This is a genomic window from Vibrio cortegadensis (assembly GCF_024347395.1).
GTDB lineage: Bacteria > Pseudomonadota > Gammaproteobacteria > Enterobacterales > Vibrionaceae > Vibrio > Vibrio cortegadensis.
This window is the reverse complement of sequence record NZ_AP025472.1, coordinates 916,725-932,257: the sequence shown is the minus strand read 5'-3', so window position 1 is coordinate 932,257 and position 15,533 is coordinate 916,725. Positions and strand designations below refer to the sequence as shown.

Here is a 15,533-nt window from a genome sequence, read left to right as displayed (position 1 = left end):
TAATATCAGAAAAAGAAATGCGCATCAGTAGGATGCGCATAAATTAAAAAAGTTCGACTTAATATTTGAGAATTTGTGCCTATCTCAGTATCAAGTGCTTGTCTGCTCGAATAATCGAATCTAGTTACAAGCGTCTTTTAGTGCTTTACCTGCTTTAAATGCTGGAACTTTTGCTTCAGCAATTTGAATCTCTTCGCCAGTTTTTGGGTTACGGCCAGTACGAGCTGCACGAGTACGTACGCTAAAGGTACCAAAACCAACAAGTGCCACTTGGTCACCGGATTGAAGTGTATCGCCAACAGCGCTGATAAATGCGTCTAATGCGCGACCAGCTGATGCTTTTGAAATATCTGCGTTTTCTGCAATTGATTCTACTAATTGTGCTTTATTCACTGTGATTCCCCTTTGTGTCACCTATGATTATTTTTTTAAGGTGGCTTCGTTCCGTTTTAGATTTAAATTTAGCCTAAAGCCTTACTGTAACTGGGCTGCACGCTTTAGTGGATTAACTTAGCGTCCAAAAAAAACGCTGACAAGTTTTTTTGAACTTATCAGCGTAATCTTTTACTTATTTATGCTGTACATCACTATTTTTCAGCAGCAAACTCAACACCAGTAGGGTCTCGCTCTAATGCCACTTTAAGCACTTCATCAATCCATTGCACTGGAATGACTTTTAAATCAGCAATAACATTGTCTGGAATCTCTTCCAAATCACGCTCATTATCTTTCGGGATAAGGACCGTTTTAATACCACCACGGTGCGCAGCAAGTAACTTCTCTTTCAGTCCACCGATAGGAAGCACTTCACCACGAAGCGTAATTTCACCGGTCATTGCGACTTCTGCTTTCACGGGGTTACCCGTTAAGCTAGACACAAGCGCTGTACACATTGCGGTACCAGCACTTGGGCCATCTTTCGGTGTTGCACCTTCAGGAACGTGAACGTGGATGTCACGCTTCTCGTAGAAGTCGGTATTGATCCCAAGCTTCTCTGCTCGTGCGCGTACCACTGTCATTGCCGCTTGAATTGACTCTTGCATCACATCGCCAAGAGAACCCGTTTGAGTCAGTTTGCCTTTACCAACCATTGATTCTGTTTCAATCGTTAATAGATCACCGCCAACTTCCGTCCACGCAAGACCTGTGACTTGGCCGACACGGTTACGGTCATCAGCTTTACCGAAATCACAACGTTGTACACCAAGATACTCTTTCAAGTTATCCATAGAGACAGTCACACTCTTCAGGTCTTTATCTAGAAGAATGTTCTTCACTGCTTTACGGCAAATCTTGGAAATTTCACGCTCAAGGCTACGTACACCGGCTTCACGTGTGTAGTAACGGATTATGCCGATAATGGCAGAGTCTTCGATCGTGATCTCTTTAGGTTTCAAACCATTACGTTCAACTTGCTTCTCAACAAGATGTCGCTTCGCAATGTTTAGCTTCTCATCTTCGGTATAGCCCGAAAGACGAATCACTTCCATACGGTCCAGAAGAGGGCCTGGAATATTCATTGAGTTCGATGTTGCAACAAACATGACATCAGACAGATCGTAATCGACTTCTAGGTAATGATCGTTGAAAGCATTGTTTTGCTCAGGATCTAACACCTCTAAAAGTGCAGATGACGGGTCTCCACGCATATCAGAAGACATCTTATCGATCTCATCCAGAAGGAATAGTGGGTTTTTCACGCCAACTTTCGACATTTTCTGGATTAACTTACCCGGCATTGAACCAATATAAGTACGGCGGTGGCCACGGATTTCAGCTTCATCACGAACGCCACCCAGTGCCATACGTGTGTACTTACGTCCTGTTGCAGAAGCAATTGAGCGACCTAATGACGTTTTACCTACACCAGGAGGACCAACCAAGCACAGAATTGGGCCTTTAAGCTTGTTGATTCGGTTTTGAACCGCCAAATACTCAAGGATTCGTTCTTTCACTCGATCTAAACCGAAATGGTCTTCATTAAGAATTTCTTCGGCTTTCGCAAGATTCTTCTTAACTTTTGAACGCTTCGTCCAAGGAACACCAATCATCCAATCAATGTAGCTACGCACAACGGTGGCTTCAGCAGACATTGGCGACATCATTTTCAGTTTTTGAAGCTCTTGTTCGGTCTTATCACGCGCTTCTTGTGGCATTTTAGACTCTTCGATTTTCTGCTTTAAAACTTCGAATTCGTCAACGCCATCTTCCGTTTCGCCAAGCTCTTTCTGAATCGCTTTCATTTGCTCATTCAGATAATACTCGCGCTGTGATTTTTCCATCTGCTTCTTAACACGACCACGAATACGCTTCTCAACCTGTAGCAGGTCAATTTCCGATTCCATTTGTCCCATTAAGAATTCAAGACGCTCTGTCACATCTTGAATCTCTAATACATGCTGCTTATCCACTAACTTAAGAGGCATATGTGCAGCAATGGTGTCAGCTAAACGCGCTGCTTCATCAATACCGTTAAGGGAAGTCAGTACTTCTGGTGGTATTTTCTTATTCAGCTTAATAAAGCCTTCGAACTGATTAATCGCACTGCGAACAATCACTTCTTGCTCTTTATCATCAAGTTCAGTCGTCGTTAGATACTCAGCATCCGCCAAGAAGAAGTCATTTTCTTTAAACTGATGAATTTTCGCGCGCTGTTGCCCTTCGACAAGTACTTTAACGGTACCGTCTGGTAATTTTAAGAGCTGTAGAATGGTCGCGACCGTACCAACAGTGAATAGATCATCAATGGCAGGTTCATCGGTGTCGGCTTCTTTTTGAGCGACAAGTAATACTTGCTTGTTTGCGTCCATTGCTGATTCAAGACAGCTAATTGATTTTTGACGGCCAACAAACAATGGAATAACCATATGAGGGTAAACCACTACATCACGTAGAGGTAGTACGGGGATCTCGATACGCTCGGAACGTTCCAAGTTCATATTTTTCTCTCTTCCGCTTAGTCTTATGAGCAGTATATGGGGGCTAATTGGTTGGATTCAATGAAAGAATAAAAAAAAGGAGGTAATTGCTTACCTCCTTCGTATATTTGCTTATCGCTTACTCTGCGCCAGCGGCTTGATTGTCTGAATTGCTATAAATTAATAAAGGATCAGATTCACCTTTAATTACAGATTCATCAATCACTACTTTGCTTACATCTGTTGAAGACGGAAGCTCGTACATAGTATCTAGCAATACACCTTCTAGAATAGAACGAAGTCCACGAGCACCTGTTTTACGCTCCATCGCTTTCTTAGCAATAGCACGTAGGGCATCTTCACGGAACTCTAATTCGGTCTCTTCGATTTCAAATAATGCAGCATACTGCTTAGTTAGCGCATTTTTTGGTTCACAAAGAATTTGAATCAGTGCTTCTTCATCCAACTCAGTTAGCGTTGTGGTAACAGGAAGACGACCAATGAACTCTGGAATCAATCCATATTTCACTAGGTCTTCAGGTTCAACTTGGCTAAATAGCTCGCCAACCGTCTTCGTTTCGTCTTTAGAGCGAACTTCTGCTCCGAAACCAATACTTGAACCTTTTTCTACACGTTGCTCAATCACTTTATCTAAGCCGGAGAATGCACCGCCACAGATAAATAAGATTTTAGATGTATCTACTTGTAGAAACTCTTGTTGCGGGTGCTTACGACCACCTTGTGGCGGAACAGAAGCAATTGTACCTTCAACCAGTTTCAATAGCGCTTGCTGCACACCTTCACCAGATACATCACGTGTAATTGATGGGTTTTCAGCTTTACGTGAAATCTTGTCGATTTCATCGATGTAGACGATACCACGCTCAGCTTTTGCCACGTCGTAGTCACATTTTTGTAGCAGTTTCTGAATGATGTTTTCTACATCTTCACCTACATAACCAGCTTCGGTTAATGTAGTTGCATCTGCCATTGTAAATGGTACGTCTAAAAAACGAGCTAGTGTTTCTGCTAGCAATGTTTTACCACTACCAGTAGGACCGATAAGCAAGATATTACTCTTACCTAGCTCAACACCTTCACTCGTTGTATCACCATTACGTAAACGCTTGTAGTGGTTATATACCGCAACAGCTAGCACTTTTTTCGCGTAATCTTGGCCAATTACATAGTCATCAAGGTGCTCACGAATATCACGTGGCGTAGGAAGTGCCTCAGATTCTTTCTTAGGCAAAACATCCTTGATTTCTTCACGAATAATGTCGTTACATAGATCGACACATTCGTCACAAATGTAAACTGAAGGACCGGCGATTAGCTTGCGAACTTCGTGCTGGCTTTTGCCACAGAAAGAGCAGTAAAGCAATTTACCGCTTCCACTCTCTTTGCTTTTGTCTGTCATTCGCTAACCTCTTAGCCTTTACTCTTATGCTTTGAGTGTATATCAATTTTAATCAATTTGCGTTAAACAATTACCCTTGGTAACTATTCACCACGATGATTAAGAACTGCATCCACCAAACCGTATTCTACTGCCTGATCTGCAGCCATGAAATTGTCACGATCGGTATCACGCTCTACCACTTCTAATGGTTGACCCGTATGCTCAGCTAATAAATTATTTAGCTTTTGCTTAATAGTAAGGATCTCTTGAGCATGAATTTGGATATCTGAAGCTTGGCCTTGGAAGCCGCCTAGTGGTTGGTGAATCATTACGCGAGAGTTAGGTAATACATAACGTTTACCCGGCGCACCACCAGCCAACAGGAAAGCACCCATTGAACAAGCTTGGCCCATACATACTGTGCTCACATTTGGCTTAATAAACTGCATAGTGTCATAAATAGACATACCCGCAGTAACGCTGCCACCTGGAGAGTTGATGTATAGGAAAATATCTTTATCTGGATTTTCAGATTCTAAGAAAAGCAGTTGAGCCACGACAAGGTTTGCCATGTGGTCTTCCACTTGACCTGTTAAGAAAATTACTCGTTCTTTTAATAGACGAGAATAAATATCGTAAGAACGCTCACCACGGGAAGTCTGTTCAACCACCATAGGTACGAGTGCGTTCATGATCGGCGACATTGCATTGTTTTCTTGGTAGCTCATATTCTTATGTCCCTAAAATAAATGGCCCGGATGATATAATCACACGGACCATTGTTAGCAGAATAGTTTACGTTAAGTCAACCATCTACGAAATATATTGCTTATTAAGCTGGTTGCTGATTCATTAGCTCGTTGAAGCTAACTTCTTTATCAGAAACTTGAGCTTTAGCAATGATCGCGTCAATCGCTTGCTCTTCTAGAGCTACGTTGCGCATGTTTTGCATCATTTGCTCGTTTTGCTCGTAGTAAGCGATAACTTCTGTTGGATCTTCGTATGCTGTCGCCATCTCTTCGATAAGTGCTTTCACTTTCTCGTCGTCAGCTTTTAGCTCTTCAGACTTGATTACTTCACCAAGAAGAAGACCAACAACTACGCGACGTTTAGCTTGCTCTTCGAATAGCTCACGTGGAAGTTGTGCAGCAGCTTCAGGGTTACCACCGAAACGTTGTGCAGCTTGCTCACGTAGAGTACCGATTTCTTGATCGATTAGAGCAGAAGGAACGTCAATGTCGTTCTCTTTAACTAGACCGTCAAGCGCTTGCTCTTTGATGCGGTTTTTAACAGCTTGCTTAAGCTCACGTTCCATGTTCTTACGAACTTCAGCTTTAAGACCGTCGATGCCTTCAGCTGCGCCAAATTTAGAAACGAATTCATCGTTTAGCTCTGGAAGTTCACGCGCTTCAACTTTGTTTAGTTTGATAGCGAACTTAGCTGCTTTACCTTTTAGGTTCTCAGCGTGGTAATCTTCTGGGAAGTTTACTTCGATTTCGAATTCGTCACCTGCTTTCTTACCAGCGATGCCATCTTCAAAACCAGGAATCATTCGGCCAGCACCCATCTCTAGAGGGAAGTTTTCAGCTTTGCCGCCTTCAAACTCTTCACCGTCGATAGAACCAACGAAATCGATAGTTGCGCGAGAGTTCTCTGTTGCAGCTTCTTCTACTTCAGCCCAAGTTGCTTGTTGCTTACGTAGAGTTTCGATCATCTCAGCAACGTCTTCTTCTTTAACTTCTACTGCTGGTTTTTCAACAGTGATGTTAGCAAGACCAGCAAGTTCGATTTCTGGGTAAACTTCGAAAGTTGCGTTGAAAACGATGTCTTTGCCTTCTTCAGTCTCTACTGGTGCGAATGTTGGTGCGCCAGCTGGATTGATTTTCTCTTTAACGATCGCTTCGATGAAGTGACGTTGCATTACTTCGCCCATTTTGTCTTGACGAACAGCTTTGCCGTACATCTTAGCAACCATCTTCATTGGCACTTTGCCTTTACGGAAACCATCGAAACGACGGTTTTTCGCGATGTTGCGTAGTTCAGCTGTTACTGCATCTTCGATGTTAGCAGCTGGAACAGTAATGTTAAGACGGCGCTCTAGGCCTTCTAGTTTTTCAACAGTAACTTGCATTATATAAACCTCAAAACTGGCTCAGTAATCTGAGCGTATGAGCCGTAACTGAGGCAGTTGCCTTTCGTTGTTAGCATCATGTTTGTGTAGTGCTCTATCCGAACACCTAATTTAAAATTGAGCATCGATACCTAACGGGTGAAACCAAGGTTAAATATCGGACTAATCAGCGATATCTTTATTCAACTCAAAAATGAGTGATAAAAGGTATCTCCTATTAGCCTCAGGACAGAAATTTAGACGCGACATTCTAGCGATCTGAATCAGACCTGTCGAGTCGTTCACCTATGCATGGTGCTTAATGTCCTAAATTCTCATGCTAAGTGATAAAAAAAGCATCAACTTATCATTAGACACATCAGAAATGGGGACAATAGCGACTTTTTCAAGGGAATGAAGGGCTTTTTTTATTAAAAAGCTCAAAAAGAGATCTTGCTCTTGTTTTGCAGCACATAGTTGATAATTTTTTCGCCACCGAGACATTCAAAGCCGTACCCTATTTATAGGAGCTGTACATGGAGAAAAGGATGTCCAAACTCAAACGTATCTCGCTGATTTTTGTCTTACTTTATCTATTTTGTGCTCTATTAGGCGGCCAATGGGTATGGAAACACAGCTACAATCTGTTGGTATTAGAACACCAAGCGCAGCTCGATCGCTTTGCCAGTCATATCACCAGTAAACTGGATAAATACGCCCATATTCCTGAATTACTCTCTCAGGATCAGGAGCTCGTTGATGCGCTTATTCAGCCCCAAAACAGCGCTCAAATTGAGTTAACCAACCGATATTTAGAACATGTGAATGATGTCATTCTGGCATCTGATACTTACCTCATTGATCAATATGGCACCACGATTTCTGCCAGTAATTGGGATAAAGAGCGCTCATTTGTCGGACGAAATTTCGCTTTTCGCCCTTATTTCAAGCAAGCAATTGTCGGCTCAGAAAGTCAATATTTCGCACTCGGTTCAACATCTGGTTTACGTGGTTACTATTACTCTTACCCTGTTACTTATGCGGCCGAAATTATAGGGGTTGTGGTGGTAAAAATGGATCTGTCCGCCATTGAAGATAACTGGAAAAGTAAACAAAACTATTTTGTCGCCAGTGATAAAAATCACGTGATCTTCATGTCGAGCAATCCAGATTGGCTATTTCACAGTTTATCGCCTCTGGCTGACGCCAAAAAGAACGAGATTCTAGCGTCCCGACAATATTTGGATACCAATATCTCCAGTTTGAATTTTTCTGGCGATCTTTATCTTACTTCTACCGAGCTAACCCAACCCCATCAAGTTGGATTTCAGGGAGACTTTATTACTTCATCTCGTTCACTGCCCGGTGAGCACCTTACGATTCGCGTCATGTCTCCAAAAGTTTTAGTGCTTTGGGATACCTTGGGTTTTGTCTCTATATTGACTTTGATCTTCGCCGTGTTTTTTCTGATTTATCAATTGAGCGCCCACCGCCAACAGAGGCAGCGTCAAATTGATCAAGTGCATATTGAGGCGAACCAAAAGCTCGAATTTCAAGTCATGGAGAGAACCGCTGAACTGCATGCTGAAATTCACCGACGAGCGAAAACGGAAGAAGCCTTAATACAGACTCAAGACGAACTGGTTCAAGCAGCGAAACTCGCGGTTCTGGGACAAATGTCTGCAAGTATCAGCCATGAACTGAACAACCCCCTTGCGGCCATTCGTAGCTACGCGGAAAACGGCAAACTGTTTTTAATGAAAGATAAACCAGATAAAACCATTGAAAACCTTACTCGTATTTCATCACTAACAGAGCGAATGGCGAAAATAAGTCAGCAGCTCAAGTCATTTGCGAGACGAAGTTCAGCCAACGAATTGATCGATGTTCAACTTAACCCGGTAATACTCTCCGCCAAAGAGCTGCTCAAACCACAACTGAAATCAAGCCGAGTCAATTTTGATTGCCAGCTATTAGAACGAGATGAATCTGTCGTCATCAATCCAATCCAGTTAGAACAGGTGCTTATTAATCTGCTGACGAATGGTATTCAAGCTTTAGACAACATTGAACCCAAACAGCTGTCACTATCGATTGAATCCTCTGATGAGCATATCAATATTCACATCGAGGATAATGGTTCCGGCATTGATAGCGATAAAATGAACAACTTATTTGAACCTTTCTACACCACGAAGAAAAATGGTTTAGGTCTAGGTTTGTCTATCTCCCAACAGATTATGCAAAGTATGAATGGTAATTTATTTGTCAGTCGATCACCGCTGGGTGGTGCCCGATTTACAGTTCAATTACTGAACACCTCCCCTTCCCAACTCAAAAATAATAATTAAAGGAAGAAATATGTGTCACGTATTTTTTATAGACGATGAATCCGATTTAAGACACGCCATTGAGCAAAGTTTTGAACTTGCAGATATCGAAGCGCGATTTTTCCCTGATGCGGAAGAGGCACTGCTTGCAGCTGATAAAGATGGCCTCCCTCATGTGGTTGTAACGGATATTTGTCTTCCTGGGATTTCAGGGCAAGACTTGCTCAACTCGATCAAATACAAAGATCCAGAGCTACCCGTTATTTTGATCACAGGCCATGGTGACATTTCAATGGCTGTTCAAGCGATGCATGATGGCGCTTACGACTTCATTGAAAAACCATTCGCACCTGAACATTTAATTGATACGGTAAAACGTGCGATTGAAAAACGCCAACTCACCATAGAAAACCAACAGCTCAAGCGAACCTTGAAAGCCAGTCAGGCGCTAGGCCCACGTATCATAGGTAACACTGAGAGCATTCAAGTTTTGCGCGATACCATCACCCACATTGCTGATACCAGTGCCGATATTCTGTTATTCGGTGAAACAGGAACGGGCAAAGAACTAATCGCGCGTTCGCTGCATGAACAGAGCAGCCGAAGGGAGCAAAATTTCGTGGCGGTTAACTGCGGGGCAGTACCGGAAAACCTAATAGAGAGCGAACTTTATGGTCATGAAAAAGGCGCTTTTACAGGTGCAGATAGTAAGCGAATAGGAAAATTTGAATATGCACAAGGTGGAACGCTCTTCCTTGATGAAATTGAATCCATGCCAATGCAAGCTCAAATTAAACTACTTCGAGTACTGCAAGAGAGGGTCATTGAGCGTGTAGGTTCAAACAATCTTGTCCCGTTAGATATCAGAGTGGTTGCCGCGACTAAAGTCGATTTAAAACAAGCGTCGGCTGAAGGTTCATTTCGGCAAGATCTCTATTATCGACTCAATGTCGTCACCCTAGACTTGCCCCCTTTAAGACAGAGAAAAGAGGATATCCCGGCACTTTTTCACCACTTTTTGTTGGTCGCAGCTTCCCGATATGGAAAGACAGCGACCGCACTACCTCAATCCGATCTCCAAGCACTGCTTAGCCATGACTGGCCGGGGAATGTGAGAGAATTACGTAATGCCGCCGAGCGTTTCGTACTGCTTGGAAAACTCGCTCAACTTGGAGAACAATCCTGCTCCTCACTCGCGCAACAGAGTCTGATTGACCAAGTATCAGAGTTTGAAAAATCAGCCATAGAACAAGCTCTGATTGAGTGTGGAGGCAGTATTAAAGATACGATGTCACGGCTTAATCTTGCTCGCAAAACCTTATATGACAAAATGCAGCGCTACAATTTGGATAAAGATCGCTATAAGAATGACTAATTTTCTATAAACATAAAGATGAATATTATTTTCACATTATATTCATCTTTCTCCCGCTAGTATTAACTCATCAAAGCGAAATCGGTTATTACTTTTGAGTCTTACACGTTATTTATCCACTGCCTTAAATAGTATTTTGACTGCAATAACCCCGCGAAGACACCCCCCGAATATTGTCCTTATTAGTGCTTTATTCCTACTGTCCTAGATACTCTTAGCCCCACCAATTTGGCGGGGCATTTTTTTATTTGCTATCTAAGCTATAAATTTGAGTGGACTTATTTACTCGTAACTTTTGTCCTACTCAGTGATTAGTTACCTAACTGCTTAGCTGCTTAGCCACTTAGCTACTTAGCTACTTAGCTACTTCGTGATGATTTCAGGCCCCATTAATGTTGTTGGTAGCCATGTTGAAACCCAAGGAACGTAAGTCACGATCATGAGGAATAGGAACATAACACCAACCCACGGAAGTGCCGCTTTCACTACATTCATCATCGACATCTTCGCCACCCCAGCGGTCACAAAGAGGTTGAGTCCAACAGGTGGGGTTATCATCCCGATTTCCATATTCACCACCATCATAATACCAAGGTGAATCGGGTCGATACCCAGTTCAATCGCAATTGGGAAGACTAACGGCGCGACAATGATCAACAAACCTGATGGCTCCATGAATTGACCACCAATCAGCAATAACACGTTCACCACAATCAAGAATGCAATTGGGCCTAGACCCGCAGAGAGCATTGATTCCGTGATCATCTGAGGAATTCGTTCTTCCGTCAGTACATGTTTTAAAATCAGTGCATTAGCGATAATAAACAGCAGCATTATCGTCAATTTACCCGCTTCATAAAGCGTATCTTTGGTGTCTTTATGGACAAAGGTTTGGACAATTTTCACTAAGGCTGGCTTGGTGTTTTTCTTATCAGCAAACGGTCCCATGTCTTTATAGATGAAGTTTGCGATAAAGAACGCATACACCGCCGCAACTGCCGCCGCTTCTGTTGGCGTGAAAATACCGCCGTAGATACCACCAAGAATAATAACAATTAACAGCAGTCCCCAACTCGCATCTTTAGCCGCAGCGAAGGTTTCTCCCCATCCGACGAAGGGTTGAGCCGGAATGTTCTTAATTCGTGCTGCAATGTAGATAGCAATCATCAACATGACACCCGCGAGTAGCCCAGGGATCACGCCACCAAGGAACATACGACCAACCGATACATCCGTCGCAGCGGCATAAACAACCATCACGATAGAAGGTGGAATCAAGATCCCTAATGTACCCGCGTTACAGATAACCCCTGCCGCGAACTCTTTTGAGTAACCGTTCTTCACCATTCCGGCAATCACGATACTACCGATTGCGACAACCGTCGCTGGTGATGACCCTGATAAGGCTGCAAACATCATACATGCGACAACAGAAGCCATTGCAAGACCACCGCGGAACCAACCGACCATTGCAATAGCAAAACGAATAATACGCTTTGCTACCCCACCAGTAGACATAAAACTAGAGGCCAAAATAAAGAATGGAATCGCTAATAGTGTGTAGTGGCCAGCAAATGCATTAAATAGGGTTTGAGCGACCGACGCTAAAGAGGCATCTGAGTGCATCAATAGGAAGATCATGCTCGATAGACCTAGCGATATAGCAATTGGCACACCGACTAGCATGAACGCAATTACCATCAAAAATAGAAATAACATTGCCATGGTCTACTTCTCCTTACCGTTCGACTTTAGAGGTGAGGTCGCATCTTCATCGCTTCCTTCCAAGACTTGCGCTTTCAATGCTTCTAAGCCCTCTTCCGCTTCATGACCTGCGATCATTCGATCTAATTTGCCAGTGAAAACTTGGAAAGCAATTTGCGTGAATCTAAACGTAAGCAGAGCCATACCAATAGGCAGTGCCATATAAGGAATAAATCGCGGCAATTTTTCGTAACGTTCGCCTTCATTTAACCAGTCCGACATAAATTGCAGCATCTCTGGCATTGGGATGTCATCGGTTTCATACCAAGCGCGTTCTGTTGCAAACGGATACCAATAATTCCAAGAACCGATTAGCAGCAAAACAGAGAAGGCCAAACAACTCGTTACTGCAATCACTGCATAGGCCTTTCGTAATTTATCAGGGGCCATGTTGATAACCACGTCCACCCCAATATGAAAGTGCTTCTTAACACCATAAGATGCGCCGACCAAAACCATCCACGCAAACATAAATACGGTTAGCTCCAACGCCCATAGAATATTGCCGTTGAAAACATAGCGAAAAACTACGTTGGCAAAAGTTAGTAAGGTCATTGCACCTAAAAAGAATGCAATCAGAGTTTCCTCAATTGCATCGGTAAATTTTCCGACTTTAGAAAAAAGAGACTGTTCCATTTGAGACTGCTCCATTAGATACGTCACTCTTGTTATTGTTATGAACGACACAATTATTCAGAGCGGCACAAACTCAGTGCCGCTCTAGGTTTTTACTATTTTTTATTAGACGCAAGAGCAGCATCGATCAAATCTGAACCGATGTCTTTCTCAAACTTTTTCCACACTGGTTGCAACTTATCAACCCATGCTTGACGCTGATCAGCAGTAAGAGTACGTACCACGCCACCCGCTTCAATCACGTTATTTTTGTTTGCAAGGTTCACCTTCGATGATTCCGCATTACGAGTTGCTGTCACCTCTTTAACGATCGTGTCTAGCTGGCTACGAACATCATCAGGTAACTTTTTCCAGAAATCGTTTGATGTCACGACTAGGTAATCCAAGATGCCGTGGTTGGTTTCTGTCACCCCATCTTGTACTTCAAAGAATTTCTTACCGTAGATGTTTGACCAAGTATTTTCTTGACCATCGATAACCTTAGTTTGCAGGCCGCCGTAGACTTCTTTAAATGACATCTTCTGAGGGTTAGCGCCTAGCTGTTCAAACTGAGCAACCAGAACATCGGATGCTTGAACACGGAACTTCAACCCTTTTGCATCTTCAGGGGTAATCAATGGCTTATTTGCCGACATCTGCTTCATACCGTTATGCCAGAATGCAAGACCTTTTAGGCCACGACGTTTCATCGCATTCTTCAGAGTGTCGCCCGCTTCAGAGTTTTGGAAACGGTCAACGGCATCGACATCTTCAAATAGGAATGGAAGGTCAAAAATACGGTATTTCTTAGTGAATTTTTCAAATTTTGACAGCGACGGAGCTGCCATTTGAACATCACCATTGAGAAGGGCTTCCAGTACCTTGTTATCATCGTAAAGAGTCGAGTTTGGAAAAACCTGCATACAAGCTTTACCATTCATCTCCGTGTTTACACGCTCTTCAAGCAATGATGCCGCAATGCCTTTCGGGTGCTTATCAGTATTGGTTACGTGACTGAATTTAATCACGATCTCGCCTGGGTCACAGTTAGCAGCAGCATTAAAACTAGTAGCAGCAAGTACCGATAAAGACAGTAGAGTAAGAGGCTTAAACATTATTATTCTCCTTGATTGATCAAAACAGCCCCATCTATGGGTACTGTGTAATCCTTACAAGGCAATTTACGCGCCAACTTTATACAAACCATTAACAACCCTTTAACCACAAAGGATCGGATAGATAGCAATTCATGCCAGCCATCAACATGGGTAATTCCATGGGTGGAAAATGACCCATTAAAATTTATGGTATGGGGGAGATCTCGCCTATTGACATAAAATGGAGGTCTGACCAAGGCAGCCACGCTCTTAGAATATTGAAGTAATTTAGAAATTTAAGGTAAAGTGCCGCTAACCATATTGATTGTCATCGCTTCGGCGAGATATTACGTATCAACGACTGACTTACTTGAAGAGATCGTCGAGATGAGCAAAATTTACCACCACCCCGTACAAATTTATTACGAAGACACCGATCACTCAGGTGTTGTGTATCACCCTAATTTTCTGAAATATTTTGAGCGTGCTCGGGAGCATGTATTAGGGAGTGACATACTGGCGCAACTATGGAATGAACAAGGATTAGGTTTCGCCGTCTACAAAGCCAATATGACCTTTCAAGACGGGGTTGAGTTTGCTGAAATTTGCGATATTCGAACCTCTTTTGAATTAGATGGCAAATATAAGACATTATGGCGACAAGAAGTGTGGCGTAAAGAGGCAACAAAACCCGCAGTGATTGGGGAGATTGAAATGGTCTGTTTAGATACAGGAAAACGACTTCAACCAGTACCAGATGTCGTTTTAAACGCTATGTTGGGTCCTTCGATTTAAATGCCTCCAATTGTGAAAATAAGTCGGAAGTTTGAAACTCAATCATGTTGAGTTTTATTCCGGCTATACCCTCTGCACCTAGCGTCACGGCAAATCGATATTGGTCATCTACTCGGCCAAGCAAACTTTTCCAGTAAAGGTTATTGCATTGTTTATCTCGTGTAGACGTTTTTTTCGCGCCCTCACGATCGGGATCTTCGAAGAGATGAAGTTCAAGCCCTTGAAATAGGCGTAACTGACGACTCTGCCCAACTCTCTCTTTGCTCGAATTCGTCACGGTTCTCATTGCCTCAGTCCGCTCAGTGACCTTAGAAAAATCAAAAGAAAAACCTTTCAATGATGTCGCGAGCCCTGTGCCAGTAGCTTTAATGTAGGACTCTTTTAATGCCCATAAATCAAAAAATCTCGTAGGTTGCTGAGATTCATCCAAAGCCATTAATTGATCTATTTCTAAGTGCGAAAAATAGTGAGTCATGATCGATTGGATATTGGTGTTGTCTCGTGAATGTTCAATATCGACTCCCAACGCTATGGGATCCAAAACCGAATTATTCAAACAAACGGCCACCAACAAATAATCACGACTATGGCTGATGTTGAATTCAATCCCAGTTTTGGAAAATTGGTCAGCACTTAAACGAGGCTTCCCTTTGTCGCCATATTCAAAACGCCACCAGTTGGGATGACGGTTGGCATAACGGGACAAAATCGCACGCAAAAAGCAGCGCACATACAGACCTCTAAGACGATCTCGTTCCATTTTATAGCGGCTCACTTTTGCTATCTCATCGTCGGTTAACCATGCTTTAAGCTCTGCCGTTAATGCTTCGCTCTCATCAAGTTCTTCTATTGGGCACAACCACAAATCAACCACAGAATTAGACATAAAACCTTACTTTCCCCAAACTATAAAACGACCAATATTTGCACAATGCTATTTTTAACCGCTAGCCTACAAAAACTTATCGCTAAGCCAATAGCATAAGAGACCCACACTAAAAACAGCGATTCAAAGAAGTTACAGTAATTGTATATCAGAAACAAACAACTCCTTAAGAACTAAACACCGCTACAAACTATCTATCAAAAATGATAGCTAGATCTCACAAAGCTACAATTTAGAGCAA

The 15,533-nt window shown here is 42.7% G+C and carries 12 protein-coding genes; 3 read left to right on the top strand and 9 right to left on the bottom strand.

Going from position 1 to position 15,533, the window contains the following annotated elements; genetic code table 11:
- Positions 1 to 120: 120 nt before the first annotated feature.
- The 5 genes from OCV39_RS04310 to tig all read right to left on the bottom strand — a co-directional run bounded on the left by OCV39_RS04310 (position 121) and on the right by tig (position 6,451).
- The gene (locus OCV39_RS04310; protein WP_017051274.1) at positions 121 to 393 is read right to left on the bottom strand and encodes an HU family DNA-binding protein; all 273 of its coding nucleotides are present in this window, start codon (positions 391 to 393) and stop codon (positions 121 to 123) included.
- Between the two features lie 194 nt (positions 394 to 587).
- Positions 588 to 2,939 (bottom strand): endopeptidase La, encoded by a 2,352-nt coding sequence (lon, locus tag OCV39_RS04305; protein WP_261889087.1) that lies wholly within the window; start codon positions 2,937 to 2,939, stop codon positions 588 to 590.
- 118 nt (positions 2,940 to 3,057) lie between these two features.
- Positions 3,058 to 4,338 carry an ATP-dependent protease ATP-binding subunit ClpX gene (gene clpX / locus OCV39_RS04300; protein ID WP_113795885.1) on the bottom strand — a complete coding sequence of 427 codons (1,281 nt, stop codon included), beginning with the start codon at positions 4,336 to 4,338 and terminating at the stop codon, positions 3,058 to 3,060.
- An 83-nt stretch (positions 4,339 to 4,421) separates the two neighbouring features.
- Positions 4,422 to 5,048: an ATP-dependent Clp endopeptidase proteolytic subunit ClpP gene (clpP, locus tag OCV39_RS04295; protein WP_017051271.1), complete on the bottom strand. Its 627-nt coding sequence runs from the start codon at positions 5,046 to 5,048 to the stop codon at positions 4,422 to 4,424.
- 104 nt (positions 5,049 to 5,152) lie between these two features.
- The gene (gene tig / locus OCV39_RS04290; RefSeq protein ID WP_017051270.1) at positions 5,153 to 6,451 is read right to left on the bottom strand and encodes a trigger factor; all 1,299 of its coding nucleotides are present in this window, start codon (positions 6,449 to 6,451) and stop codon (positions 5,153 to 5,155) included.
- 527 nt (positions 6,452 to 6,978) lie between these two features.
- On the opposite strand from tig, the gene OCV39_RS04285 reads away from it, so the two are divergent.
- Positions 6,979 to 8,781, top strand: coding sequence for a sensor histidine kinase (locus tag OCV39_RS04285; RefSeq protein ID WP_261889086.1), 1,803 nt, complete (start codon positions 6,979 to 6,981; stop codon positions 8,779 to 8,781).
- 10 nt (positions 8,782 to 8,791) lie between these two features.
- Positions 8,792 to 10,135 carry a sigma-54-dependent transcriptional regulator gene (locus OCV39_RS04280; RefSeq protein WP_113795883.1) on the top strand — a complete coding sequence of 448 codons (1,344 nt, stop codon included), beginning with the start codon at positions 8,792 to 8,794 and terminating at the stop codon, positions 10,133 to 10,135.
- Positions 10,136 to 10,498: 363 nt separating this feature from the next.
- Here the strand turns inward: OCV39_RS04280 and OCV39_RS04275 are convergent, their stop codons facing one another.
- The 3 genes from OCV39_RS04275 to OCV39_RS04265 form a co-directional block, all read right to left on the bottom strand.
- Entirely contained in the window at positions 10,499 to 11,860 is a 1,362-nt protein-coding gene (locus tag OCV39_RS04275; protein WP_113795882.1) for a TRAP transporter large permease, read from the bottom strand.
- A 3-nt stretch (positions 11,861 to 11,863) separates the two neighbouring features.
- A complete protein-coding gene (locus tag OCV39_RS04270) occupies positions 11,864 to 12,550 on the bottom strand; it encodes a TRAP transporter small permease (protein ID WP_261889085.1) in 687 nt (228 codons plus the stop codon).
- A gap of 80 nt (positions 12,551 to 12,630) precedes the next feature.
- On the bottom strand, positions 12,631 to 13,629 hold the full coding sequence (locus OCV39_RS04265) for a TRAP transporter substrate-binding protein (protein WP_113795880.1): 999 nt from the start codon (positions 13,627 to 13,629) through the stop codon (positions 12,631 to 12,633).
- A gap of 369 nt (positions 13,630 to 13,998) precedes the next feature.
- On the opposite strand from OCV39_RS04265, the gene OCV39_RS04260 reads away from it, so the two are divergent.
- Positions 13,999 to 14,406 (top strand): thioesterase family protein, encoded by a 408-nt coding sequence (locus tag OCV39_RS04260; protein WP_171756170.1) that lies wholly within the window; start codon positions 13,999 to 14,001, stop codon positions 14,404 to 14,406.
- Here the strand turns inward: OCV39_RS04260 and OCV39_RS04255 are convergent.
- Entirely contained in the window at positions 14,384 to 15,292 is a 909-nt protein-coding gene (locus OCV39_RS04255) for a 4'-phosphopantetheinyl transferase family protein (RefSeq protein WP_261889084.1), read from the bottom strand. The two genes, OCV39_RS04260 and OCV39_RS04255, sit on opposite strands and share 23 nt — an antisense overlap.
- Positions 15,293 to 15,533: the final 241 nt, after the last annotated feature.